Source organism: Cupriavidus consociatus (assembly GCF_017814975.1).
Lineage (GTDB): Bacteria > Pseudomonadota > Gammaproteobacteria > Burkholderiales > Burkholderiaceae > Cupriavidus > Cupriavidus consociatus.
The window spans coordinates 149754-172230 of record NZ_JAGIQA010000004.1 but is presented as its reverse complement, the minus strand read 5'-3'; the positions used below and the strand labels follow the sequence as shown (position 1 = coordinate 172230).

General features: G+C 67.8%; 23 protein-coding genes. 12 read left to right on the top strand and 11 right to left on the bottom strand.

Annotated features, from left to right (window positions below):
• Positions 1-49: 49 nt before the first annotated feature.
• Positions 50-1444, bottom strand: coding sequence for an NCS2 family permease (locus tag J8I82_RS07465; RefSeq protein WP_209755880.1), 1395 nt, complete (start codon positions 1442-1444; stop codon positions 50-52).
• 478 nt (positions 1445-1922) lie between these two features.
• On the opposite strand from J8I82_RS07465, the gene J8I82_RS07460 reads away from it, so the two are divergent.
• Complete coding sequence (locus J8I82_RS07460; protein WP_209755878.1) at positions 1923-2144, top strand: hypothetical protein; 222 nt, start codon at positions 1923-1925, stop codon at positions 2142-2144.
• Positions 2145-2170: 26 nt separating this feature from the next.
• Here the strand turns inward: J8I82_RS07460 and J8I82_RS07455 are convergent, their stop codons facing one another.
• Together J8I82_RS07455 and J8I82_RS39055 are read right to left on the bottom strand one after the other, a co-directional pair.
• On the bottom strand, positions 2171-2803 hold the full coding sequence (locus J8I82_RS07455; protein ID WP_209755876.1) for an N-acetyltransferase: 633 nt from the start codon (positions 2801-2803) through the stop codon (positions 2171-2173).
• Between the two features lie 9 nt (positions 2804-2812).
• On the bottom strand, positions 2813-2944 hold the full coding sequence (locus tag J8I82_RS39055; RefSeq protein WP_255519863.1) for a hypothetical protein: 132 nt from the start codon (positions 2942-2944) through the stop codon (positions 2813-2815).
• 416 nt (positions 2945-3360) lie between these two features.
• Here J8I82_RS39055 and J8I82_RS07450 point away from each other — a divergent pair, with 416 nt between their 5' ends.
• The 3 genes from J8I82_RS07450 to J8I82_RS07440 all read left to right on the top strand — a co-directional run bounded on the left by J8I82_RS07450 (position 3361) and on the right by J8I82_RS07440 (position 5897).
• Positions 3361-4509, top strand: a complete 1149-nt coding sequence (locus tag J8I82_RS07450) for a beta propeller repeat protein (protein ID WP_245179517.1) — start codon at positions 3361-3363, stop codon at positions 4507-4509.
• Positions 4510-4523: 14 nt separating this feature from the next.
• Positions 4524-4784 (top strand): MoaD/ThiS family protein, encoded by a 261-nt coding sequence (locus tag J8I82_RS07445; protein ID WP_209755874.1) that lies wholly within the window; start codon positions 4524-4526, stop codon positions 4782-4784.
• Between the two features lie 156 nt (positions 4785-4940).
• Positions 4941-5897 (top strand): chemotaxis protein, encoded by a 957-nt coding sequence (locus J8I82_RS07440; RefSeq protein ID WP_209755872.1) that lies wholly within the window; start codon positions 4941-4943, stop codon positions 5895-5897.
• Between the two features lie 354 nt (positions 5898-6251).
• On the opposite strand, the gene J8I82_RS07435 is transcribed toward J8I82_RS07440, so the two are convergent.
• On the bottom strand, positions 6252-6908 hold the full coding sequence (locus J8I82_RS07435) for a peroxiredoxin (RefSeq protein ID WP_133095899.1): 657 nt from the start codon (positions 6906-6908) through the stop codon (positions 6252-6254).
• Positions 6909-6990: 82 nt separating this feature from the next.
• Entirely contained in the window at positions 6991-7428 is a 438-nt protein-coding gene (locus J8I82_RS07430; RefSeq protein WP_209755870.1) for a universal stress protein, read from the bottom strand.
• A 289-nt stretch (positions 7429-7717) separates the two neighbouring features.
• Between J8I82_RS07430 and J8I82_RS07425 the strand changes: the two genes are divergently transcribed.
• Complete coding sequence (locus J8I82_RS07425) at positions 7718-9427, top strand: SulP family inorganic anion transporter (RefSeq protein WP_209755868.1); 1710 nt, start codon at positions 7718-7720, stop codon at positions 9425-9427.
• A gap of 1 nt (position 9428) precedes the next feature.
• Here the strand turns inward: J8I82_RS07425 and J8I82_RS07420 are convergent, their stop codons facing one another.
• The 5 genes from J8I82_RS07420 to J8I82_RS07400 form a co-directional block, all read right to left on the bottom strand.
• Positions 9429-9623, bottom strand: a complete 195-nt coding sequence (locus tag J8I82_RS07420; RefSeq protein ID WP_209755866.1) for a CopG family transcriptional regulator — start codon at positions 9621-9623, stop codon at positions 9429-9431.
• Positions 9624-9827: 204 nt separating this feature from the next.
• Positions 9828-10946: a dihydrolipoamide acetyltransferase family protein gene (locus J8I82_RS07415; RefSeq protein WP_209755865.1), complete on the bottom strand. Its 1119-nt coding sequence runs from the start codon at positions 10944-10946 to the stop codon at positions 9828-9830.
• Between the two features lie 55 nt (positions 10947-11001).
• On the bottom strand, positions 11002-11979 hold the full coding sequence (locus J8I82_RS07410; RefSeq protein WP_209755862.1) for an alpha-ketoacid dehydrogenase subunit beta: 978 nt from the start codon (positions 11977-11979) through the stop codon (positions 11002-11004).
• A gap of 46 nt (positions 11980-12025) precedes the next feature.
• Positions 12026-13111: a pyruvate dehydrogenase (acetyl-transferring) E1 component subunit alpha gene (pdhA, locus tag J8I82_RS07405; protein WP_209755859.1), complete on the bottom strand. Its 1086-nt coding sequence runs from the start codon at positions 13109-13111 to the stop codon at positions 12026-12028.
• A 210-nt stretch (positions 13112-13321) separates the two neighbouring features.
• Positions 13322-14137: a MetQ/NlpA family ABC transporter substrate-binding protein gene (locus J8I82_RS07400; RefSeq protein ID WP_209755857.1), complete on the bottom strand. Its 816-nt coding sequence runs from the start codon at positions 14135-14137 to the stop codon at positions 13322-13324.
• A gap of 193 nt (positions 14138-14330) precedes the next feature.
• Between J8I82_RS07400 and J8I82_RS07395 the strand changes: the two genes are divergently transcribed.
• The 3 genes from J8I82_RS07395 to J8I82_RS07385 all read left to right on the top strand — a co-directional run bounded on the left by J8I82_RS07395 (position 14331) and on the right by J8I82_RS07385 (position 16943).
• A complete protein-coding gene (locus J8I82_RS07395) occupies positions 14331-14672 on the top strand; it encodes a hypothetical protein (RefSeq protein WP_209755855.1) in 342 nt (113 codons plus the stop codon).
• A gap of 64 nt (positions 14673-14736) precedes the next feature.
• Positions 14737-15954, top strand: a complete 1218-nt coding sequence (gene clsB, locus J8I82_RS07390; RefSeq protein WP_209755853.1) for a cardiolipin synthase ClsB — start codon at positions 14737-14739, stop codon at positions 15952-15954.
• A complete protein-coding gene (locus J8I82_RS07385; RefSeq protein ID WP_209756188.1) occupies positions 15954-16943 on the top strand; it encodes a lysylphosphatidylglycerol synthase domain-containing protein in 990 nt (329 codons plus the stop codon). Before clsB ends, J8I82_RS07385 begins: the two co-directional genes overlap by 1 nt.
• Positions 16944-16987: 44 nt before the next feature.
• On the opposite strand, the gene J8I82_RS07380 is transcribed toward J8I82_RS07385, so the two are convergent.
• Positions 16988-18262 carry an O-acetylhomoserine aminocarboxypropyltransferase/cysteine synthase family protein gene (locus tag J8I82_RS07380; RefSeq protein ID WP_209755851.1) on the bottom strand — a complete coding sequence of 425 codons (1275 nt, stop codon included), beginning with the start codon at positions 18260-18262 and terminating at the stop codon, positions 16988-16990.
• Positions 18263-18614: 352 nt separating this feature from the next.
• On the opposite strand from J8I82_RS07380, the gene J8I82_RS07375 reads away from it, so the two are divergent.
• From J8I82_RS07375 to J8I82_RS07360, 4 genes are all read left to right on the top strand, one after another.
• Complete coding sequence (locus tag J8I82_RS07375; RefSeq protein WP_209755849.1) at positions 18615-19550, top strand: TauD/TfdA dioxygenase family protein; 936 nt, start codon at positions 18615-18617, stop codon at positions 19548-19550.
• A gap of 78 nt (positions 19551-19628) precedes the next feature.
• The gene (locus J8I82_RS07370) at positions 19629-20639 is read left to right on the top strand and encodes an ABC transporter substrate-binding protein (RefSeq protein WP_209755847.1); all 1011 of its coding nucleotides are present in this window, start codon (positions 19629-19631) and stop codon (positions 20637-20639) included.
• A 2-nt stretch (positions 20640-20641) separates the two neighbouring features.
• Positions 20642-21481: an ABC transporter ATP-binding protein gene (locus tag J8I82_RS07365; protein WP_209755845.1), complete on the top strand. Its 840-nt coding sequence runs from the start codon at positions 20642-20644 to the stop codon at positions 21479-21481.
• A 27-nt stretch (positions 21482-21508) separates the two neighbouring features.
• Complete coding sequence (locus J8I82_RS07360; RefSeq protein WP_245179516.1) at positions 21509-22426, top strand: ABC transporter permease; 918 nt, start codon at positions 21509-21511, stop codon at positions 22424-22426.
• The last annotated feature ends 51 nt before the right edge of the window (positions 22427-22477 follow it).

Here is a 22477-nt window from a genome sequence, read left to right as displayed (position 1 = left end):
ACTTGTCGTGGACGTCCCGGGCCAGTTGCCCGGGATGCGTCAGGCAGGATCAGATCGCCCAGCCGCCGGCATAGAAGGCAGCCAGCACTATCGCGATGGCGACGGTGCCGACATTGAGCTTGCGCCATTCGCCGGCGATCACGCGGCCGACCACCAGGGTGCAGAAGCCCAGCATGATGCCGGTGACGATATTGCAGGTCAGCACGATGAACACCGCGCAGACCAGGCCGGCCAGCGCGTCGACCAGGTCATCCATATGCAGGCGGCTGACGCTGGACAGCATCAGCAGGCCCACGTACATCAGCGCCGGTGCGGTGGCGTACGACGGCACCAGTCCCGCCAGCGGCGAGAAGAACATCACTGCCACGAACAGCAGGCCCACCACCACCGCGGTCAGGCCGGTCTTGGCGCCCGCGGCCACGCCGACGGTCGACTCGATATAGGCCGCGGCCGGAGCGCCGCCAAAGAACCCGGAGAAGATCGAGCTCACCGAGTCCGCCGTCAGCGCGCGCCCGCCGTTGTGGATATGGCCAGCGGCGTTGAGCTGCCCGGCCTGTCCGGCCACGGCGCGGATGGTGCCGGTGGCGTCGAACACGGCGGTCATCACCAGCGCCAGTACGCTCGGCAGCACCGCCGCAGTCAGCGCGCCGCGCAGGTCCATGGCGCCGATCAGCGAAGCATGGCCGGGTGCACTCAGCGACGGTAGTGCGAACACGCCGGTGAACTTCACCGCCGGATCGAAGATGAGGCCCAGCGCCGAGATCGCGATGATCACCAGCAGGATGCCGCCCGGCACCTTGCGCCGTTCCAGGCCAAAGATCGCGGCCAGGCCGAGCACCGACATCACCACCGGGAACGAGGTAATCTTGCCCAGCGCCACCGGCAGGCCGGCGTGGGTGTTCTTGACCACCAGGCCGACTTCATTGGAGGCGATCAGCAGCAGGAACAGGCCGATGCCGATGCCCGTGCCATGCGCGACGCCTGCCGGCAGGTTGCGCAAGATCCAGGAACGCACGCCGGTCACCGAGATCGCGGTAAAGATCAGGCCCATCAGGAACACCGCGCCGAGTGCGACCGCCGGCGACAGGCCCTGGCCCAGCACCAGGCCGAAGGCCATGAACGCAGTCAGCGAAATGGCGCAGCCGATCGCGATCGGCAGCTTGGCCCACAGGCCCATCAGCAGCGAGCCGAAGGCGGTGGTCAGGCACACGGCAACAAAGACCGCGCTGGTGTCGAAGCCGGCCTTGCCCAGCATGCCGGGCACGACGAAGACGGCGTAGACCATTGCCATGAAGGTGGTGATGCCCGCCACCACTTCCTTGCGCTGGGTGCTGCCGCGCGCGGTGATCTCGAAATAGGCGTCGAGCCGGTTCCGGACCTCGGGGACGTTGGGGCGTGCCGCATCGGCTTCCGTCGCTGATGACGGATAGGGCTGCTCGATCATGATGAACTGTCTCCTTGCAGGGCGCTGCAACGTCCGTCGTACGGCGCGTCGTCAGGCTTGTCTCACGTGGTTCTGGCTGTTTTGGGCGGCAGGCCTGGGGGGCCTCGCCAACCCGCTGTTATCGGTGTGCCGGCTTGTCGTTGCCTTCTAGTGCGGGCGTGATCTGGGCAAGGCTGAAGGCTAGGTGAGTGCGAGGGACTCGTCATAACCGCAGCGGAATGCGCGGCATGCGCGATGGGGAATACTGAATGTGGAGGATAATTATCTTCGAAGCGGCGGCGGTCGCCAGGTGGCGCTTTGGGCGCTGTGAATTATCACGAACGCCATATACGGCCTATAGGTACTGACCCGGATGCCGGACGAGGTACTTCGTTATACTAGGGATAACCCTGAACTGCCTCGCGCGGCTGACTGGAACCCGGTCAGATATGCATTGCGAGGCACCTGACATTGCTTCGCTCCGGAAAGAAAAATTGCCATGCAAGTGCTCGCTGATACGCTTCACCGTCAACCCCGCCAGGCCAAGTCGCAGGCCAAGTCCAATGTCCGTGCTGCCGCAGAACCGGCGCGCGAGGTCGACTATTACGCCCGCATGGGCAGCGGCCGCTCGCTGTCGGCCCGCGTTCGCGTCTATTTTGCCCGCGGCTGGAAGCTCTACCTCGACAACGCCCGCGCCGTCGCGCCGCTGATCCACCCGTAAGGCCGCTTCCGTGGCGCGGCCGGCGCTCAGTACATGCCGGTACGTGCCATGAATTCCTGCAGGGCCCAGCCGCGGCCCAGCAGCAGCCGGCGCGTATGCAGCGCATCGCGCTCATGCGGGCTGACCGTCTCGCCCAGCCAGGTCAGCGTCTTCTGGCGCAGGTCGACATAACCGCCGGCGTAATCCGCGCCAAGCCCCTGCCATAGCGCGTGCGCGCCTGCCGACTGGCGGGCGCCGCTCAGCAGGCACAGTCCGCCGTCCAGCGCCCAGCGGTACAGCGCCCTGGCCAGGCCGCGGCGCTGGTAAGCGGGCGCAAACTTCGTATGCGGCGCGCGCACCCATGGGTCGGCGCGCCGGCCCACCTCGATCAGCCGGTTGAACACGGTATAACCGGCCAGGCGCCGCTGCATCACGTCTTCCACATACACGTAGTATTCGCCGTCGGCTTCGCGGTAGCGCAGCCGCAGCGCCGGCATGCCCGCGGGCAGCGCGGGCATGTCGTGCAGGCGGTCGCCGGGCCGTTGGATGCGCTCGTGGAGCGCGTCCAGTTCACGCTCGATCTCACCCGGTGCGAGTTCCACGTCGATGCGCAAGGCCAGCGGACGCGTCAGGGCCGAGGTCGGGGCCACCATCGGGCCCAGTGAAGGTAACGAAACCATGGCAGCGCCTCAGGCTTCGAGGAGCAGGTAAAGGGCGGCAAGCGCCACCATGGCAAGAAGGGTCTGGCGGTAGAGTTGGGGCATGGCTGGCTTTCTCCTGGCTGCATGATCAAGCGGATGCCGGATGGCGATCCGCGCCATGTGCCGTGCGGGAAAGCTCAGGTCTGCTGGAGGGTAGTGTCCCGAGCTGCCCGCACGGCCAGGAAAAGCACGGCGCTGCGGACCGCGCGGTGAGCGTGGTCAATGGCGTAGCCCGGTTGCCGCGATGTCACGGCGAACGCCGCCGCCGGCAGGGCCGGGCGGTTCAATGCGGCGAAGCGGACGATGCGAGACATAGAGCGTGTTGCGTCGGATTCGGGAGAACCATGCTTATGCCATATATTTGTGGCGATGTCGAGCTAACGCAGCGATATCCGCTTTTATCTTCTGGCTACCTGCTCGCCGTATACATATAAGCTGCAACTTCACATTTCCGAGCTCATGCCGATCTCAATTGTGAACACTGTCTACATGTACTAGACTCGGATGCATCGTTCAACGGCCTTCCCACAGGAGCCATGATGACGACGTCCCCCGACACCGGCCCGATCACGCTGCTGGTCGCCACCACCAAGGGTGCGTGGACCCTGACCAGCGACGCCGCCCGCGGCCACTGGCAGCTGGCAGGTCCCACCTTCCTTGGCCACACCATCCACCACATCGTTCAGGACCCTCGCGACCCGTCGCGGATGCTGATGGCCGCGCGCACCGGCCATCTTGGCCCGACGGTGTTCCGCTCCGCCGACGGCGGGCGCAACTGGACCGAGGCGACGCGTCCGCCCGCTTTCGACAAGGCGGCTGAAGGCGAGACCGGCCGCGTGGTCGACCACGTATTCTGGCTGACCCCCGGCCACGCCAGCGAACCCGGCGCCTGGTACGCCGGCACCTCGCCGCAGGGGCTGTTCCGCAGCACCGACCACGGCGCCACGTGGGAGACAGTGTCGGGCTTCAACGACCACCCGATGTGGCGCAACTGGACCGGCGGCGAGCAGGACGGCACTCCCGACGGCCCCAAGATGCACTCCGTGCTGGTCGATCCGCGCGACCAGCGCCATCTCTATATCGGCATGTCCAGCGGCGGCGTGTTCGAGAGCACGGACGCGGGTGCCGACTGGAAACCGCTGAACCGCGGCAGCCTGGCCACCTTCCTGCCCGACCCCAACCCGGAATACGGCCAGGATCCGCACTGTGTGCTGCAGCACCCGGCCAACCCCGACATCCTGTACCAGCAGAACCATTGCGGCATCTATCGCATGGACCGGAGCGAAGGCATATGGAAGCGCATCGGCGAGGCGATGCCGGCCGAGGTGGGCGACATCGGCTTCCCGATCGTCGCGCACCCGCGCGATGCGCGCACAGTGTGGGTGTTCCCGATGGACGGCAGCGATGTCTGGCCGCGCGTCAGTCCCGGCGGCCACCCCGCGGCCTATGTCACCCGCGACGGCGGCGAGACCTGGCAGCGCCAGGACCGCGGCCTGCCGCCCGAGCAGGGCTGGTTTACGGTCAAGCGGCAGGCCATGGCCACCGACCGCCACGGGCCGGTGGGCGTGTACTTCGGCACCACCGGCGGCGAGATCTGGGCCAGTGTCGACGAAGGCGAGCACTGGCGCTGCATCGCCAGCCACCTGCCGCAGGTCTACGCCGTCAGCGTGGCGCGGCCGGCCTGAGTCGGAGGGCTGCCATGCAAGTACGCATTGCCACGCCGCTGTTCTCTTACACCGGGCAGCGCGAGTATGTGGAAGCTCACGGGGCGAGCATCGGCGCGCTGCTGGATGATCTGGACCGGCAGTTTCCGGGGATGCGGTTCCGCATTGTCGACGAGCAGGGGAAGTTGCGGCCGTACATCCGGGTGTTCGTGAACCGGACGCAGCTGATGCAGCTGGATGCGCCGCTCCAGGAAACGGATGAGGTGCATATATTGCAGGCGTTGGCGGGAGGGTAACGACCTCAGCCCCTCCGCGTGGCCGCCTCCCTCAACTCTCCAGTCCCCCGCGCCGATATCCAGTCATGACCCCTGCCGTCCGCCAGCCGCCGCGGCGGCAGGGCAATGCACACACGGCGGCCACAGACCATCCAACGCACGGCACGGGAGCGACGCATGAGCAGTTCCATGAGGGACATCGACGAACGGACTAACCTCACCAACAACAACCAGTTCGAACTGCTGCTGTTCCGGCTGGGCGATGCCGAGCACAGCGGACAGTCCGAGTTGTTCGGCATCAACGTCTTCAAGGTGCGCGAGATCCTGGTAATGCCGCCGGTGACGACCGTGGTCGGGGCCGACCCGTCGATCCTGGGCATGGCCGATATCCGCGGCCAGGTGATCCCCGTGATCGACCTGCCCAGGCTGGTGGGATGCAAGCCGCGCAACGGGCTCGGCATCCTGCTGGTGACCGAGTACGCACGCTCGACGCAAGGCTTCGCGGTCGAGGCGGTGGAGGAAATCGTGCGCCTGGAGTGGAACCAGGTGCACTCGGCCGAGGCCAGCGTGCGCACCGGCCACGTCACCAGCATTGCCAAGCTGGATGCCGGCACGGAGCAGGCGCGCCTGGTGCAGGTGCTGGACGTGGAGCAGATCCTGCGCGATGTGCTGCCGACGCGGCAGCCGGATGTCGAGCCGGGCTCGGTCGGCCCGCGGTTGAACCTGCGCCCGGGTCTCAAGGTAATCGCCGCCGACGATTCCGCGCTCGCTCGCGGCCTGATCGAGCAGGGCCTGAAGGCGCTGGGCGCTCCGGTGCTGATGACCAAGTCGGGCAAGGAAGCGTGGGAACTGCTCGACCGCATCGCCGGTGAGGCGGCCAGCCACGGCAAGTCGGTGCAGGACGAAGTGGCGCTGGTGCTGACCGACCTGGAAATGCCGGAGATGGACGGCTTTACGCTGACGCGCAAGATCAAGGCCGACAGCCGCTTGAAGCAGCTGCCGGTGGTGATTCATTCGTCACTGTCGGGCGAGGCCAGCGAGGAGCACGTGCGCAAGGTGGGCGCGGATGCCTACGTGGCGAAGTTCGTCGCCAGGGAACTGGCCGACACCATCCGCGAGGTGCTGACGCGCTGAGCGGACGCTGTCTGAGTTTGGTCATGAGTTCGGTGCCCGAGGCCATAACTGGTGTGGCCTTAGGCAGCACAAGGCACAAAATCATTCAGGCTGCAAGCATTCCCGTATGTTTACGGTTTGCCTATAAAACGGGCACTCCAGTACGAGCCAAGGCCGGCGCGCCCTTGGCGGTTGTCAAGAGGGGGGATATCCACCGAAGCTGTGGATAGATCCTGTGGACAAGTCAGGCGTCCCGGCCGAACTGCCCGGGACGCCTGCCGGCGGTCCTGCGTGACCTCCACGCCCTGCCGCGCTCCCTCGCTCGCTCTCTCCCTTGTCTGGTCTGGCCCGGTCGCTCCCGGGGCCTCTCCTCCGCTACTTGGGCTGCTCCACCGTGCGCAGGTAGGGCTTCAGCGTCTTGAACCCTTGCGGGTATTTCTTCTTCGCATCTTCGTCCGAAACCGATGTCGGAATGATGACGTCCTCGCCCGGCTTCCAGTTCACCGGCGTGGCGACGGTGTGCTTGGCGTTGAGCTGCAGCGAGTCGAGCAGGCGTAGCACTTCATCGAAATTGCGCCCCGCGGTCATCGGATACACCAGCATCGCCTTGACCTTCTTGTCCGGGCCGATGATGAACACCGAGCGGATGGTGGCGTTGTCCACCGCCGTGCGCGGTCCGGCGCCGCTGGCTTCAGGGTGGATCATGTCGTAGAGCTTGGCCACGGTCAGGTCGGCATCGCCAATCATCGGATAGTTGATGGCGGCGCCCTGGGTCTCTTCGATGTCCTTGGCCCAGCGCTGGTGGTCGCTGACGGGATCGATGCTCAGGCCGATGATCTTGGTGTTGCGCTTGTCGAATTCTGGCTTGAGCCGCGCCATGTAACCCAGTTCGGTGGTGCATACCGGCGTGAAGTCCTTGGGGTGCGAGAACAGGATCGCCCAGCTGTCGCCGATCCATTCATGGAAGCTGAGCTTGCCTTCCGTGGTGTCTGCGGTGAAATCCGGGGCTTGTTCGCCCAGTCGAATCGCCATGGTTGCGCTCCTTGCAGTTGGCATGGGTGGAAAATGCGCGCTGCCGGCGTGCCGGCCGGCAACGCGCGCGATTGCCTGGTGCCTAGCGCAAGACCAGCACCGGGATCGCGCTGTGCGTCAGGACCTTTTGCGTTTCACTGCCGATCAGCAATGCCTGCAACCCGCGCCGCCCGTGCGACGACATCACGATCAGGTCGCAGCCGCGCTGCTCGGCGCACTGGATGATGGCCTGCCACGGGTGGTCGTCGGTGGCGGTGACGGTGTCGCACGGCACGCCGGCCTGGCTGGCGGCACGCGTGACCGCGGCCAGGAAGGTATCGGCATGGCGTGCGGCCTCGGCCGCGAACGAGTCTCGGGTGTCCTGCTGGCTGGTCAGCCGGTACGTCAATACGTGGTACTCGGGAATCACATGCAGGCCGGTCGCGCGTGCGCCGATGCGGCTGGCGAAGGTCATGGCGCGGGCTACCGTCGCTTCGGCGCGTGCGGAGCCGTCGGTGGGGACAAGGAGGTGCTTGAACATGATGGCCTCCGATTGCAGTGAATAGCCGCGTCCGCCGGGCCGTTCCGCCCGGACCGTCCGGACGAGCCACTCAAGTATAGGAATTGGCCGGTGATAGCGACAGGTCGCGTGCAGGCCCGGCGGCGTCCTCGCGCGGCCTTCTTGCGCCGGCCCTTGATGGCGCGATGCCGCGAGGTCGGCGCAGGCCGCAAGTGCCGGGGTGGCATGTCACTTTTATTAACATGTTGTTATCATTCGATGCACCTGCGCCCCCTCCCTCCGGCGTTGACCCACTGCAAGGATCCTCCGCATGATCGCGCTGCGCGAAGCATGGCAGGCCGGGCTGTTCCGCCGCGCCAACTGGCTGCCTAACCTGGTGTCGGGCGTGATCGTCGGTGTGGTGGCGTTGCCGCTGGCGATGGCCTTCGCGATCGCATCCGGCGCCAAGCCGGAGCAAGGGCTGTACACGGCCATCGTGGCCGGGCTGGCGGTGTCGATGTTCGGCGGCAGCCGCCTGCAGATCGCCGGGCCCACCGGCGCGTTCATCGTGGTGCTGTCCGCCATCACCGCGCGCCATGGGATCGGGGGGCTGCAACTCGCCACGCTGATGGCCGGGCTGATCCTGCTGGCGCTGGGCCTGGCGCGGCTGGGCGGCGTGATCCGCTACATTCCCGCGCCGGTGATCGTGGGCTTTACCGCCGGCATCGGCGTGATCATCTTCGTCGGGCAATGGCGCGACTTCTTCGGGCTGCCGCCGGTAGCCGGCACCCACTTCCATGAAAAGTTGTGGCACCTGCTGCAGGCGCTGCCGCAGTGGCATGCGGCCACGACCGCGCTCGCGCTGGGGAGCCTGCTGCTGGTGCTGGGCGCACCGCGGGTCCGCTGGCTGCATCGCATTCCCGGCCCGCTGGTGGCGCTGGTGGCGGCCACCGTGCTGCAGGCGCTGTTCCGCTTCGATGGCGTGGCCACCATCGGCAGCGCCTTCGGCGGCCTGCCGCGCGGCCTTCCGGCACCGTCGCTGCCGGAGATCTCGCTGGCGCGCATGATCGAGCTGGCAGGACCCGCCTTCACCATCGCCATGCTGGGCGCGATCGAATCGCTGCTGTCCGCGGTGGTGGCCGACGGCATGGCCGGCACCCGGCACGATTCCAACCAGGAGCTGGTGGGGCAGGGCATCGCCAATATCCTGGCGCCACTGTTCGGCGGGTTTGCCGCAACCGGCGCCATCGCCCGCACCGCCACCAATATCCGCAACGGCGGCAATAGCCCGCTGGCCGGCATCGCGCATGCACTGACGCTGGTGCTGGTGCTGCTGTTCCTGGCACCGCTGGCAGCGAGCGTGCCGCTGGCAACGCTGGCCGCGATCCTGTTCGTGGTGGCGTGGAACATGAGCGAGGCGCGCCAGTTTGCGCGCATGGTGCGGCGCGCGCCGCGCGCCGACGTGGCGATCCTGCTGATCACCTTTACGCTGACCGTGCTGACCGACCTGGTAGTCGCGGTCAACATCGGCGTGATCCTGGCCATGCTGCAGTTCCTGCGGCGCATGTCGGCGTCGGTGGAGGTGACACGCCAGGACGTGACGGGCATCGAGCGCGAGCTAAGCGCCGAAGCGGGCGCAGCCGATTCCCTGGCGGCGCGGATGCCGCCGGGCGTGCTGGTCTACGCCATCGACGGCCCGTTCTTCTTCGGCGCGGTCGAAGCGTGCGAACAGGCGCTGGTGCACACCCATACCGAGCCGCGCGTGCTGCTGATCCGACTGGGCCGGGTGCCGTTCATCGACATGACCGGCTTGCAGACGCTCGAAGCCGTGATCCGCACGCTGCGCCGGCGCGGCGTGGCGGTGGTGCTGGCCGAGGCCAATGCGCGCGTGCGGCAGAAGCTGGAGCGGGCCGGGGTGCTTGCGGTGCTGGGGCAGGAAAATTACGCGGATGCGCTGGCGCAGGCGCTGCGGCGCTGCGGCGTGCTGGCGGAAGAGGGCGGTACGGAACCGGATCGCGAGGACACGCGCGCCTCGCACTGACCTACTTCTTTTGCCGGCCGCTGCCGGCGGGCCGTGCCTTGGTGGCGTATTCCACGCCGTGCTGGGCCAGGTATTCGCGGATCAGCTGGCGCACCACCTGCGACGGCGTCAGGTCCTGCGCGGCGCACAGGGTTTCGAAGGCCTTCTTCTTGACCGGGTCGATCAGGACGGTGAGGCGGGCGGTCTTGGATTCCATGAGGGGGCAGGCGGTCCGGCGGCGGCGATCGACGGCATTATATACAGCGCAAACCTCGCCAAACCGCGCCGGTTTGCTTCCCTCTCCCGCCTGCGCGAGAGGGGCAGGGGTCCGGCCCTCACCCGCACCCCTCTCCCACTGCGCGGGAGAGGGGTGCGTTCACAAGGGACGGCAGGAATTGCTGGCGCTTTTTCCGGCGTCCCGCTAGGCCGGCATCTCCAGATCCGCAATCACCGCCGCCAGAAACCGCGCCGCCTCTCCCCCTGTCACCACCCTGTGATCGAATGTCAGGCTGAGCGGCATCACCCTGTGCACCGCCGGCGCACCGCCAGCCGCGACCACTTCGTCGCGTATCCGTCCAGCCCCAAGGATCGCCACCGTCGGTGGCACCACGATGGGCGCCGCATAGCGCCCCGCAATCATGCCGAAGTTGGACAGCGTGATGGTATTGCCGCGCATCTCCTCCGGCGCGATGGTGCGCGCCCGGATGTCCGCGCGCATGCGGTCCAGCCCATGGCGCAGGTCGGCCGCGTCGCGGTTGCCCACGTCGCGCAGCACCGGCACGAACAGCCCTTCGGGCAGGTCGGCGGCAATGCCCACGTCGATCTTCTTCAGCACGTGGCGGCGTCCGGTCTGGCCTTCGTACCAGGCGTTCAGGCCCGGCTCGGCGCGGCAGCCGGCCACCAGCGCGCGCACCAGGCGGATGGTGACATCGGCGCCCGCCTGCCAGGCGTGGATATCGGCATCGTCCATCACCGTGGCCGCGGCGACCTCGTTCTGCGCGCGCGCCATGTTCTGCGCCATCGCGCGGCGCACGCCGCGCAGTTCTTCGGGCGCGCCGAGTTCGGCCAGCGTGGCGGCCACGCGTTCGACGTCTGCTGCGGTGACGGTGCCCTCCGGCCCCGACGCGGTGGCCATCGCCAGGTCGACGCCGAGGCGCCGCGCCAGCGCGCGCACCGCGGGCGTGGCCTTGATGCGCGCGGCCATGCCGGCACCAGGCGCGGCCGCGACCGGCGGCGCCGCTTCGCTGGCCACGCGCGTGCCGACCTGCACAGAGCCGACCACCGTGCCGGCATCGGCGTCCTCGCCCGCGCCCTCGAAGCCGACCAGCGGCGCGCCTAGGTGGACGATATCGCCAGGCTGCGCGTGCAGCCTGGCGATGGTGCCCGCATAGGGCGAGGGGATCTCGACGATGGCCTTGGCGGTCTCCACCGACAGCAGCGGCTGGTCCGCGACGACCGCATCCCCCACCTTGACGTGCCAGGTCACGATCTCGGCCTCTTGCAGGCCTTCGCCCAGGTCGGGCAGCTTGAAGACTCTCATCGGCGCTTCCTCGGCTCGGTGTCGCTCGGTGTCGCTTGGAGATGCCCGGCGCCAGTCACGCGGCCATGGCCTTGCGTGCCGCGTCGGCGATGCGCGCCGCGCTGGGGAGGTAGGTGTATTCCAGCCGCGCCAGCGGCACCACGGTATCGAAGCCGGCCACGCGCTGCACCGGCGCCGCCAGCGAATACAGTCCTGCATCGGCCAGTTCCGCCGCGATCTCGGCGCCGAAGCCGGCGGTGCGCGGCGCCTCGTGCACGATCACGCAGCGCCCGGTGCGCCCCACCGCTTCGAGGATGGTCGGCATGTCGAGCGGCTTGAGCGTGGCGACGTCGATCACGGTCGCGCTCACGCCTTCGGCGGCCAGCTCGTCGGCAGCGGTCAGTGTTTCCTGCACCATCGCGCCCCAGGTCACCAGCGTGATGTCGTTGCCTTCGCGCAGCGTGAAGCAGGTATCGAGCGGCAGCGCTGCGCCGTCATCGGCGACCTCCTGGCGGAACAGCCGGTACAGCCGCGTGGGCTCGAGGAAGATAACGGGGTCGGGGTCGGCGATTGCGGCCAGCAGCAGCCCGTAGGCGCGCGCCGGCGACGACGGCACCACCACGCGTAGCCCCGGCATATGGGCGAACATCGCTTCCGGGCTTTCCGAATGATGCTCGGGCGCATGGATGCCCGCGCCGCACGGCGAGCGCACCACCAGCGGGCAGCTCAGCCGCCCGCGCGTACGGTGGCGCATGCGCGCGGCGTGGTTGATGATGTGGTCGATGGCCGGATAGATGAAGCCGGTGAACTGGATCTCGGCCACCGGCCTGAGCCCCATCGCCGCCATGCCGATCGCGGCGCCGACGATGCCGCCCTCGGCCAGCGGCGTATCCATGACCCGCGCCGCGCCGAAGCGCGCCTGCAGTCCGGCGGTGGCGCGGAACACGCCGCCGTTGACGCCAATGTCCTCGCCCAGCAGCAGCACGTCGGGATCGCTTTCCAGCGCGTGGCCCAGTGCCAGGTTGACTGCTTCGACCAGATTGATTTCCGCCATGGTTTGCTCGCTTTGGTCGTTGAGGGCCAAGGGGACGATGAAAGCGTCAGCCGTGCTGCGCGGGATAGCGCCGCGCGGTCTCCAGTTGGGCCTGCAGCGCTGGCGGCATGGTGGCGTACAGGCAGTCGAACATCGCCGCGGGGTCCGGCGGCGGCAGCGCCAGGTAGGCTTCCACGGCTTGCGCCACCTGTTGCGAGCACGCCTTGACCAGTGCCTCTTCGCGCGCCGCGTCCCATGCGTTCAGCGACAGCAGATGCGTGCGCAGGCGCAGCAGCGGCTCTTCCTGCCAGTGCGCCTTGACGCTGGCCTCGTCGCGGTAGCGCGAGGCATCGTCGGCGGTGGTGTGGTCGCCCAGCCGGTAGGTGATGGCCTCGATCAGCGCGGGCCCGCCGCCCGAGCGAGCGCGTTCGATGGCCTCGCCCACGCGGTGCCGCACCGCGACCACGTCGTTGCCGTCGACCTGCTCGCCAGGTATGCCGGCCGCGATGGCCTTCTGCGCCAGTGTCTGCGCCGCGGTCTGGCCGCTGCGGGGCATCGAGATCGCCCACTGGTTGTTGTTCACCACGATCACCATCGGCGCGCGCCACGCGCCGGCCATGTTCATGCCTTCGTAGAAGTCGCCCTTGGAGGTCCCGCCGTCTCCGAGCAGGCACACCGCCACCCTTGGCTCGTTGCGCAGCAGGAAGGCATAGGCCGCGCCCGCGGCATGGCACACCTGGGTACCGATCGGCACGCAGTTGGCAAAGTCATGCGGCGCCGCCGCAAAACCGCTGCCGCGTTCGTCGCCGCCCCAGTACAGCAGGCTCTCGGTCATCGTGACGCCCCGCACAAACTGCGCCGCGTGGTCGCGGTACGAGGGCACCAGCACGTCTTCGGGCCGCATCGCAAAGGCCACGCCGACGCCGATGGCTTCCTGTCCGAGCGCCGAGGCAAAGGTGCCGATCTTGCCGGTGCGCTGCAGCGCGATCGCCTTCAGGTCGAACTGGCGCGTCAGCACCATGGCCTGGTACAGCGGCAGCAGCGCATCAGGGTCGCTGGCAAAGGGCGGGGGCGGGGAGGTGGGGGAAGGGGGGTCGCCCGGCGGGGCGAGATAACGCGTATAGCCGATCTCGAAGCTCGCAACCATGGACATGGCAGGTCTCTCGATGCGCGTGTCGTGTTGTGATCCCGGGCGTGCTTTGTGGGCGCGCGCGGCATGTGTAGTCGAGTGTAGGGTATTTGCGGCGCAATGGCGGCGGCAATTGTCTTGCTGTGCACAAGGAAGGAGAAGCCGTGGTCCAGGCGCGGCCAACGAAAAAAGGGTTCCCGTGCGGGAACCCTTTCGCAGGGGATTCGAGCCGGATCAGCGCTGGTACGGCGGCGGCACGAAGCCCGCGAAGCGCTGCTGCGTCACCGCCTTGAACTCGGCCGACTGGTAGGCTTCCCTGATGTCCCTGACGAACGGCTTGTTGACGTCGGCCGTCTTCACCGCCACCAGGTTCATGTAGTAGTCGGGAATCTTCTCCAGCGCCAGCGCTGTGGTGAGCTTCAGCCCGGCGGCCAGCGCGAAGTTGCCGTTGACGAAGGCGTAGTCGACGTCGTCGAGCGAGCGAGGCAGTTGCGCGGCCTCCAGCTGGATCAGCTTGAGCTTGTGCGGATTGGCATCGATGTCGCGCTCGCTGGCGCGGATCGGGTCGGTGCCGGGCTTGAGTGTGACCCAGCCCACCTGCTGCAGGATGGCAATGGCCCGCGCCAGGTTGGTGGGGTCGTTAGGCAGCGAGACGGTATTGCCCGGCTTCACCTCTCCCAGTGTCTTGTGCTTGTGGCTGTAGATGCCGATCGGCGCGGTGGGGACCTGGATGATGTCGGTCAGCTGCAGCTTGCGGTCGGCCGAGAACTTCTTCAGGTAGGCCACGTGCTGGAAGGCGTTGGCGTCGATGGCGCCGTCGGCCAGCGCCAGGTTGGGCTGCACGTAGTCGCTGAACTCGATGATGGTGACCTTGTAGCCGCGCTTTTCCAGCACCGGCTTCACGCCGTAGCGGATCTGGTCGGCGTACGGGCCGGCGGTGGCGCCGAAGCGGATTTCCTTCTTGTCCGGATCGGCGGCGCTTGCGCCCTGCACCACGCCCAGCGCCAGCACCGCCGCGGCTACCGCCAAGCCGAATCTCCCGTATCGCATCAAGACGCTCCCCTGTTTGTTCGTTGATCGTTCGTCGATCGTTCGTTGGAGAGCCCATTGTATGGAAGCCAGGTCACCTGGCGAACGAGTACTTAATCATGCCGATATGCCTGAAGCGCATATAGGCCGGCTGCAGGCACCGCGGTGCGCTACGCTGAAGGACCGCAAGCCCGATCCTTGCACGGAGGCCGCCATGCCCGAACAACTGACCCGGCATCCCGATGTCACGCTGCAGGTCCTGCGCAGCGCCGGCGCCCGCTGCGGCGAAGGCGTGCCGCAGGAAATCCTCAAGTCCTGCCCGCGTGAGCGCTTCTGCAAGCTGCCCGGCGGCGAACTTTGCGTATACGGCCTGGATAACGCCATCACCATGACCCAGATAACAGCAGCCGACTGGCGCGCGCTGGCACAGCAGACGGCTCCACCGCCCGGTTCCGGCATGCCGCCGCTCACCATGGCAGGCGTGGGCACGGCGGGCCTGCTGGCGGGGGTGCTGCTGACGGCCCTGGTGGTCCGCCGACGACGCGGCCCGCGCTAAGCGGCCTCAGGCGCTCCTGGCGACACTCCGGCGCTGGCATGGTGTTTGCGGGGCCTCTCGGGCCATGACACCGTTGCCGTCCGCCGCTGACAGCATCCGCCTGCTGGAGAACGGAGAAGAGTACTTCCCGCGCGTATTCGAGGCGATCGCGCGAGCGCGCCAAAGCGTGCTTGTGGAAACTTTTATCCTGTTCGACGACGAGGCAGGAAAGAAATTGCACGCCGCGTTGCTGGCCGCCGCGCGGCGTCGCGTGCGCGTGGCCGTCACCGTGGACGGCTTCGGCTCGCACGACCTGCCCCCTGCATTCATTACAGAGCTGGTCAAGGCGGGCGTGCACTTCTGCACATTCTCGCCGCGCCGCCGCCTGCTCGGCGTGCGCACGCATATCTTCCGACGCATGCATCGCAAGCTGGTCGCGATCGACGGGGAGGTGGCTTTTGTCGGCGGCATCAATTTCTCGGCGCAGCACCTGTATGGCTACGGGCCACGGGCCAAGCAGGACTACGCGGTCGAGATCACCGGTCCCGCTGCACGGCAGGTGCATGACTTCCTGGCGCGGGCCATCCCCGGGGCATGCCTGCAGGGCAGGCTGGCACCGCCGCCGCTGGGACGCACCACGGCGCCGCCGGGTCCGGTGCGGCTGGTCACGCGCGACAACCATCGCCATCGCAACGACATCGAGGTTGCCTACCTCGATGCGATCCGCGCCGCGCGGCACGAGGTGGTCATCGCCAACGCATATTTCCTGCCGGGCTACCGGTTGCTGCACGCGTTGTGCGAAGCCGCCGCGCGCGGCATACAGGTGCGCCTGCTGCTGCAGGGCAAGCCCGACATGCCCTGGGTCGCGCGTGCCGGCGGCCTGCTGTATTGCCATCTGCAGGACGCGGGGGTGCAGATCCTCGAGTATGTCGAGCGCCCGTTCCACGGCAAGGTCGCAGTCGTCGACAAGCAATGGGCTACGGTGGGTTCGAGCAATCTCGACCCGCTCAGCCTGTCGCTGAACCTCGAAGCCAACCTGGTGATCCGCGACACCGCCTTCGCGCAGCGGCTGCACGGCAGGCTGCAGGCACTGATCGCCGAACGCTGCCGCGAGGTGCCGCCGCGCCGTCATGAGCGCTCGCTGCTGGACGCGGCCGGTGCCACGATGATGTTCCACTTCCTGCGCCGCTTCCCGGCGTGGGCCGGCTGGCTGCCCGCGCATACGCCGCGGCTGGTGACACCGCAAGCGGGCGACCCGCGCGGGCGCCGCCGCGTACTCGTGCTGGAACGGGAGGCCGAGTGATGGTCGCGCAGGCGCTTTCGGCCATCCGGCACCACGCGCGCTGGCCGATGTGGCGGCGCGCGATTGGCATCCTCTTCATCGCGGCTGTGCTTGCGCTGATCGCGCGCAAGCTCGGCACCATCGACTGGGACGCGGTGCTTGCCGCGCTGCGCGGCTTTGACCGCCGCACGCTGTTGCCCGCCGCGGGGTTCGTGGTGCTGACGGGCTTGCTGTACAGCCAGTTCGACGTACTGGGCTGCCGCTACGCCGGCCATCCGCTGCCGGTGCACAGGGTGATGGCGATCGCCTATGTCAGCTACACCATGAGCCTGAACCTGGGCGCGACGCTCGGCGGCGCGGGCGTACGCTACCGGCTGTACTCGCGCGCCGGACTGAGCCCGCCGCAGATCTGGAGTGTGTTCGCGGTGGCGGTCAGCAGCAACTGGCTTGGCTACGCGCTGCTGGCGGGCATCATTCTGGCCGGCCACCTGGTGGTGCTGCCGCCCGAGTGGGGCATTCCGCCGGCGGCAACGCGCCTGATCGGCGTAGTGATGCTGGCCGCGCCGGCTGGCTACCTGGCGGCATGCGCGGCGTGGCAGGGACGGCACCGTACTGTGCGCGATCATGACATCTACGTGCCCTCACCGCGCTTCGCGCTGTTGCAGATCCTGGTGTCGGCGGGCAACTGGGCGGCGGTGGCGGCCATCCTGCATGCCTTCCTGCATGCGCAGGCGGACTATTACACGGTGCTGGGCGTGTATCTCGCGTCCGGACTGGCGGGCGTGGTGATCCGCGTGCCGGGCGCGCTGGGAGTCGTCGAGACGGTGTTCCTGACGATGCTCGGCGGACAGGTGCCGCACGGGTTGTTGCTGGCGGCGTTGATCGCGTACCGGGCGTTGTATTACCTGATACCGCTGGCGGTGGGGACGGTGGGGTACTTCCTGCTGGAGGCGCGGGGGAAGAAGCTGGCGCAGGGAACGGCGCTGGAAGGAAAGCAACGCCGGCCGTGAACGCTCCCCTCTCCCGCGGGCAGGAGCGGGGAGCAAACCTGCGCTTACGCTGCCGCCAGCGCGCGATCCAGGTCCTCGATCAGGTCATCGATATGCTCGATGCCCACCGACAGGCGCACCATATCCTCGCTGACGCCAGCCGCCTTCAGTTCCGCGGCATTGAGCTGGCGATGCGTGGTCGATGCCGGATGCGTTGCCAGCGACTTGGCATCGCCGATATTGACCAGCCGCGTGAATAGCTGCAGCGCATCCAGGAAACGCGCCCCGCCTTCGCGGCCGCCTTGCTTCAGGCCGAACGACAGGATGCCGGGGCCGCGGCCGCCCAGGTACTTCTGCACCAGCGCATGGTCCGCATGCTCGGGCAGGCCGGCAAAGTTGACCCATTCCACCTTCGGGTGCTGCTGCAGGTGGCGCGCGATCGCCAGCGCATTTTCGGTAATGCGGTCCAGCCGCAGTGCCAGCGTCTCGATGCCTTGCAGGATCAGGAACGCGTTGAATGGCGACAGCGCCGCGCCGGTATTGCGCAGCGGCACCACGCGCGCGCGCCCGATATAGGCCGCCGCCCCCAGCGCCTCGGTGTAGACCACGCCGTGGTACGACACGTCCGGCTCGTTCAGGCGCCTGAAGCGCGCCTTGTGCTGCGCCCACGGGAACTTGCCGCTGTCGACGATGGCGCCGCCGACGCTGTTGCCATGGCCGCCCAGATACTTGGTCAGCGAATGCACGACGATGTCGGCGCCATGCTCGAATGGCCGGCACAGGTAGGGCGAGGGCACGGTGTTGTCGACGATCAGCGGCACGCCGTGGTTATGCGCCACGCGCGCGATCGCCTCGATGTCGACCACGTTGCCCAACGGGTTACCCACCGACTCGACGAACACGGCCTTGGTGCGTTCGTCGATCAGGTCGCCGAAGCTCGACGGATTGCGGCCGTCGGCGAAGCGGGTCTCGATGCCGGATTGCGGCAGCGTGTGCGCCAGCAGATTGTAGGTGCCTCCGTACAGCTGGCTCGACGAAACGATGTTGTCGCCCGCTTCCGCAATGGTCTGGATCGCATAGGTGATCGCGGCCATGCCAGATGCCAGCGCCAGCGCGCCCACGCCGCCCTCGAGCGCGGCCAGGCGCTGCTCGAGCACATCGTTGGTCGGGTTCATGATGCGGCTATAGATATTGCCCGCGACCTTCAGGTCGAACAGGTCGGCGCCATGCTGCGCGTTGTCGAAGGCGTAGGCCACCGTCTGGTAGATGGGCACCGCCACGGCGCGGGTAGTCGGATCGGGCGAGTAGCCGCCATGGACGGCCAGGGTTTCGAGTCTCATGTTTTTCTCTGGGTTGTGTGCCGGACATGCCTGGCGACGCGGCGCATGCAAATGCGCGCCGACGGGCCGAACGATGGTACCAGCCGGGCGCCGCACCGCCCAGGCAGTTCGGGTAGCCATGGTCACGGACCGCACCCGGCGACGCAAGGAAGCTGATCGCATTTGTATATGCGGCCGGCGAGCCCATGCCATGAATGGGCACGCGCAGCCAATGTGCAGACATGAATATGCGCTAAGCGGATAAGCGCCAGCGATTTGATTCGTTGACCGCGCTTGTGACGGGTCTCTACAGTGCGGGCTTGTACGCGGCATCCGCTGCCGCGCAGGCTTACCCCGAATTGCCAGAGCTGCCATGACGCCCGCAACCGCCCACGCCATAGTTTCGCGCCAGCAGAGCGCACCGCCTGCCGCCGCTCCCGCCTTGATCGATGCCGGCCAGGATTTCGAGATCCGCGCGCTGAACGCGCCGCTGGGCGCCGAGGTACTCGGCCTCGACCTGTCCCGCCCACTGTCCGACAGCGATTTTGCGCGCATCCATCGCGCCCACCTCGACTACCACGTGGTGGTGTTCCGAGACCAGCAGATCAGCCCGTCGCAGCAGATCGACTTCAGCCGCCGCATCGGCCCGCTACAGATCCACGTGCTGCACCAGTTCCAGCTGCGTGGCCATCCCGAAGTGCTGGTGGTGTCCAACGTGGTCGAGAACGGCAAGCCGATCGGACTCGGCGACGCCGGCCACTTCTGGCATTCGGACCTGTCGTACAAGGAAAAGCCGAGCCTGGGTTCGCTGCTGCATGCACGCGAGCTGCCCGCCGAAGGCGGCGATACGCTGTTCGCCAACATGCACCTGGCATGGGACACCTTGCCCGCGGAACTGCAGCGCGCCGTCGACGGCCTGTACGCCGAGCACACCTACCTGGCGCGCTATGCCGAACTGCAGCAGCGCAGCCCGTGGCGTCCCAACCTGAGGCCCGAGCAGATCGCGCAGGTGCAGCCGGTATTGCAGCCGGTGGTGCGCACCCATCCCGAAACCGGCCGCAAGGCACTCTTCGTCAGCGAGCACTTCACCACGCGCATCGCCGGCCTGCCCGAGGACGAGAGCCGCGGCCTGCTCGACCGGCTCTTCGCGCACAGCGTCAGGCCGGAACACGTCTATCGCCACCAGTGGCAGTCGCATGACCTGGTGTTCTGGGACAACCGCTCGCTGCTGCACCTGGCCGCGGGCTGTCCGGGCCACCTGCGCCGCGTGATGTACCGCACCACCATCGAAGGCGACGTGCCGCGCTGACGCGGCCATTGCTTCGCCATGCATGCCGGGCGCGCGCATGTCGCGTGTGTCCCTTCCACGATTTCCCGGAGTTCATTCATGTTCCAACGTTTTTCCCGCAAGCTGGGCCTGCTCGCGCTGAGCGCCGGCCTGGCGATTTCCGGCGCCGCGCACGCCGAAGGCAGGCTGCGCATCGCCGAGCAGTTCGGCGTGGTCTACCTGCTGCTCAACGTGGCGCGCGACCAGCAACTGATCGAAAAGCACGGCAAGCAGCAGGGCGTCGACGTCAAGGTCGAATGGACCCAGCTGTCCGGCGGTGCCGCGGTCAACGACGCGCTGCTGTCCGGCGCGATCGACATCGCCGGTGCCGGTGTCGGCCCGTTGCTGACGCTGTGGGACCGCACCCACGGCAAGCAGAACGTGCGCGGCGTGGCCTCGCTGGGCAACTTTCCGTACTACCTGGTGAGCAACAACCCCAGGGTGAAGACCATTGCCGACTTTACCGAGAAAGACCGCATCGCATTGCCAGCGGTCGGCGTGTCGGTGCAGTCGCGCGTGCTGCAGCTGGCAGCCGCCCGGCAATGGGGCGACAAGGAGTACAACCGGCTCGACAAGTGGACCGTGGCGATGCCGCATCCCGATGCCGCTGCCGCGATCATCTCGGGCGGCACGGAAATCACCGGGCATTTCGGCAACCCGCCGTTCCAGGAGCAGGAGCTGGCCGGCAACCCGAACGCGCGCATCGTGCTGAATTCGTATGACGTGCTGGGCGGACCGAGCTCGTCGACGGTGCTGTACGCGACCGAGAAGTTCCGCAACGAGAATCCCAAAACCTACCGCGCCTTTGTCGATGCGCTGGCCGAAGCCGCGGCGTTCGCCACCGCCAATCCCGAGGCCGCGGCCGACATTTACCTGCGCCAGACCAAGGCCAAGACCGACCGCGCGCTGCTGGTGCGCGTGCTGAAGAACCCGCAGGTGCAGTTCAAGGTGGCGCCGCAGAACACCTTCGTGCTGGCCTCGTTCATGCACCGCGTGGGCGCGATCCGCAACCAGCCGAAGTCCTGGCAGGATTATTTCTTCCAGGACCCGGTCACCGCGCAGGGGAGCTGACCATGGCCACGCACAGCCTGCGCGTTGTATCCGACCGCGCCGCGCCGCTGTTGCAGGTCGACAGCGTGTCGCTCGAGTTCCGCACGTCCGGGCGCATCGTGCGCGCCACGCACCGGGTCAGCTTCGACGTGCACGCGGGCGACCGCTTCGTGCTGCTGGGCCCGTCCGGCTGCGGCAAGTCGACGCTGCTCAAGGCGGTGGCCGGCTTCGTCGCGCCCGCCGAGGGTGAGATCCGGCTGGAGGGCCGGCGCGTGCAGCAGCCCGGGCCGGACCGCATCGTGGTGTTCCAGGAGTTCGACCAGCTGCCGCCATGGAAGACCGTGGTGCAGAACGTGATGTTCCCGTTGCGGCAGGCACGCGGCTTGTCGCGTGCCGAAGCGCGCGAGCGCGCGCTGGACAGCCTGGAGAAGGTGGGCCTGGCCGATTTCGCCGATGCCTACCCGCATACGCTGTCGGGCGGCATGAAGCAGCGCGTGGCGATCGCGCGGGCGCTGGCGATGCGGCCCAAGGTGCTGCTGATGGACGAGCCCTTTGCCGCGCTCGACGCGCTGACGCGCCGGCGCATGCAGGAAGAACTGCTGGCGCTGTGGGACAACGCGGGTTTCACGCTGCTGTTCGTCACCCATTCGATCGAAGAAGCGCTGGTGGTGGGCAGCCGCATCCTGCTGCTGTCGCCGCATCCGGGCCGCGTGCGTGCCGAACTGAACAGCCACCAGTTCAGCCTGGCCAGCCAGGGTGGCACGGAATTCCAGGCGGCCGCGCAACGCATCCACACCATGCTGTTCGGCGAGCCCGCCGCCGAGCCGCAGCCGCCGCGCGCGCGCCGCGCCGTTGGCCGTTAGCAAGCCGACCGCCGCCATACACAGATCATGACGCAATCCACATCCACCCTGGCGCTCACCGAGCCGCCCGAACTCCGCCCCGACTTCCGGCCGCCGGTGCGCCCGGAATACGAGCGCGACATCGAACCCTTCACTGAAGCGCCGCTGGCGCGCGCGCTGCCGTGGCAGCAACGGCTGTGGCAGCACGGCTGGCTGCGCAAGGCCGTGATCCTGCTGGCGCTGGCACTGGTATGGGAAATCGTGGCACGCGTGCAGGACAACGACCTGCTGCTGCCGACCTTCCTGGCGACACTGCGCGCCTTCGCGCAGGACGTGGCCAGCGGCGAACTGCCGGGCAAGGCGGCGGTGTCGCTGTCGGTGCTGCTGCGCGGCTATGCCGCGGGCATCGTGCTGGCGTTCGTGCTGACTTCGCTGGCGGTATCGACGCGCTTCGGCCGCGATGTGCTGGACACGCTTACCGCCATGTTCAACCCGCTGCCGGCGATCGCGCTGCTGCCGCTGGCGCTGCTGTGGTTCGGGCTGGGAACGAAGAGCCTGGTATTCGTATTGGTCCACTCGGTGCTGTGGCCGCTGGCGCTGAACATGTATGCCGGCTTCCAGGCAGTGCCGCAGACGCTGCGCATGGCCGGACGCAACTATGGCCTGCGCGGGCCGCGCTACGTCGCGCTGGTGCTGGTGCCCGCCGCGCTGCCGGCGATCCTGTCGGGGCTGAAGATCGGCTGGGCCTTTGCCTGGCGCACGCTGATCGCGGCCGAGCTGGTGTTCGGCGCGTCGTCGGGGAAGGGCGGGCTTGGCTGGTTCATTTTCCAGAACCGCAACGAGCTCTATACGGACCGCGTGTTCGCGGGCCTGGCGGCGGTGATCCTGATCGGCCTGCTGGTGGAAGGACTGGTCTTCACCACGCTGGAGCGGCTGACCGTACGCCGCTGGGGCATGCAGCACTAGCCTTGCCGCGCGCGGACTTCCGGCGTAGCCTACGGCACCGGAAAGCCAACC

What these genes read in the sequence shown, in the direction of transcription:
- J8I82_RS07465 (WP_209755880.1), bottom strand. Translation starts at nt 1,444, where the DNA reads ATGATCGAGCAGCCCTATCCGTCATCAGCGACGGAAGCCGATGCGGCA.
- J8I82_RS07460 (WP_209755878.1), top strand. Translation starts at nt 1,923, where the DNA reads ATGCAAGTGCTCGCTGATACGCTTCACCGTCAACCCCGCCAGGCCAAG.
- J8I82_RS07455 (WP_209755876.1), bottom strand. Translation starts at nt 2,803, where the DNA reads ATGGTTTCGTTACCTTCACTGGGCCCGATGGTGGCCCCGACCTCGGCC.
- J8I82_RS39055 (WP_255519863.1), bottom strand. Translation starts at nt 2,944, where the DNA reads ATGGCGCGGATCGCCATCCGGCATCCGCTTGATCATGCAGCCAGGAGA.
- J8I82_RS07450 (WP_245179517.1), top strand. Translation starts at nt 3,361, where the DNA reads ATGATGACGACGTCCCCCGACACCGGCCCGATCACGCTGCTGGTCGCC.
- J8I82_RS07445 (WP_209755874.1), top strand. Translation starts at nt 4,524, where the DNA reads ATGCAAGTACGCATTGCCACGCCGCTGTTCTCTTACACCGGGCAGCGC.
- J8I82_RS07440 (WP_209755872.1), top strand. Translation starts at nt 4,941, where the DNA reads ATGAGCAGTTCCATGAGGGACATCGACGAACGGACTAACCTCACCAAC.
- J8I82_RS07435 (WP_133095899.1), bottom strand. Translation starts at nt 6,908, where the DNA reads ATGGCGATTCGACTGGGCGAACAAGCCCCGGATTTCACCGCAGACACC.
- J8I82_RS07430 (WP_209755870.1), bottom strand. Translation starts at nt 7,428, where the DNA reads ATGTTCAAGCACCTCCTTGTCCCCACCGACGGCTCCGCACGCGCCGAA.
- J8I82_RS07425 (WP_209755868.1), top strand. Translation starts at nt 7,718, where the DNA reads ATGATCGCGCTGCGCGAAGCATGGCAGGCCGGGCTGTTCCGCCGCGCC.
- J8I82_RS07420 (WP_209755866.1), bottom strand. Translation starts at nt 9,623, where the DNA reads ATGGAATCCAAGACCGCCCGCCTCACCGTCCTGATCGACCCGGTCAAG.
- J8I82_RS07415 (WP_209755865.1), bottom strand. Translation starts at nt 10,946, where the DNA reads ATGAGAGTCTTCAAGCTGCCCGACCTGGGCGAAGGCCTGCAAGAGGCC.
- J8I82_RS07410 (WP_209755862.1), bottom strand. Translation starts at nt 11,979, where the DNA reads ATGGCGGAAATCAATCTGGTCGAAGCAGTCAACCTGGCACTGGGCCAC.
- pdhA (WP_209755859.1), bottom strand. Translation starts at nt 13,111, where the DNA reads ATGTCCATGGTTGCGAGCTTCGAGATCGGCTATACGCGTTATCTCGCC.
- J8I82_RS07400 (WP_209755857.1), bottom strand. Translation starts at nt 14,137, where the DNA reads ATGCGATACGGGAGATTCGGCTTGGCGGTAGCCGCGGCGGTGCTGGCG.
- J8I82_RS07395 (WP_209755855.1), top strand. Translation starts at nt 14,331, where the DNA reads ATGCCCGAACAACTGACCCGGCATCCCGATGTCACGCTGCAGGTCCTG.
- clsB (WP_209755853.1), top strand. Translation starts at nt 14,737, where the DNA reads ATGACACCGTTGCCGTCCGCCGCTGACAGCATCCGCCTGCTGGAGAAC.
- J8I82_RS07385 (WP_209756188.1), top strand. Translation starts at nt 15,954, where the DNA reads ATGGTCGCGCAGGCGCTTTCGGCCATCCGGCACCACGCGCGCTGGCCG.
- J8I82_RS07380 (WP_209755851.1), bottom strand. Translation starts at nt 18,262, where the DNA reads ATGAGACTCGAAACCCTGGCCGTCCATGGCGGCTACTCGCCCGATCCG.
- J8I82_RS07375 (WP_209755849.1), top strand. Translation starts at nt 18,615, where the DNA reads ATGACGCCCGCAACCGCCCACGCCATAGTTTCGCGCCAGCAGAGCGCA.
- J8I82_RS07370 (WP_209755847.1), top strand. Translation starts at nt 19,629, where the DNA reads ATGTTCCAACGTTTTTCCCGCAAGCTGGGCCTGCTCGCGCTGAGCGCC.
- J8I82_RS07365 (WP_209755845.1), top strand. Translation starts at nt 20,642, where the DNA reads ATGGCCACGCACAGCCTGCGCGTTGTATCCGACCGCGCCGCGCCGCTG.
- J8I82_RS07360 (WP_245179516.1), top strand. Translation starts at nt 21,509, where the DNA reads ATGACGCAATCCACATCCACCCTGGCGCTCACCGAGCCGCCCGAACTC.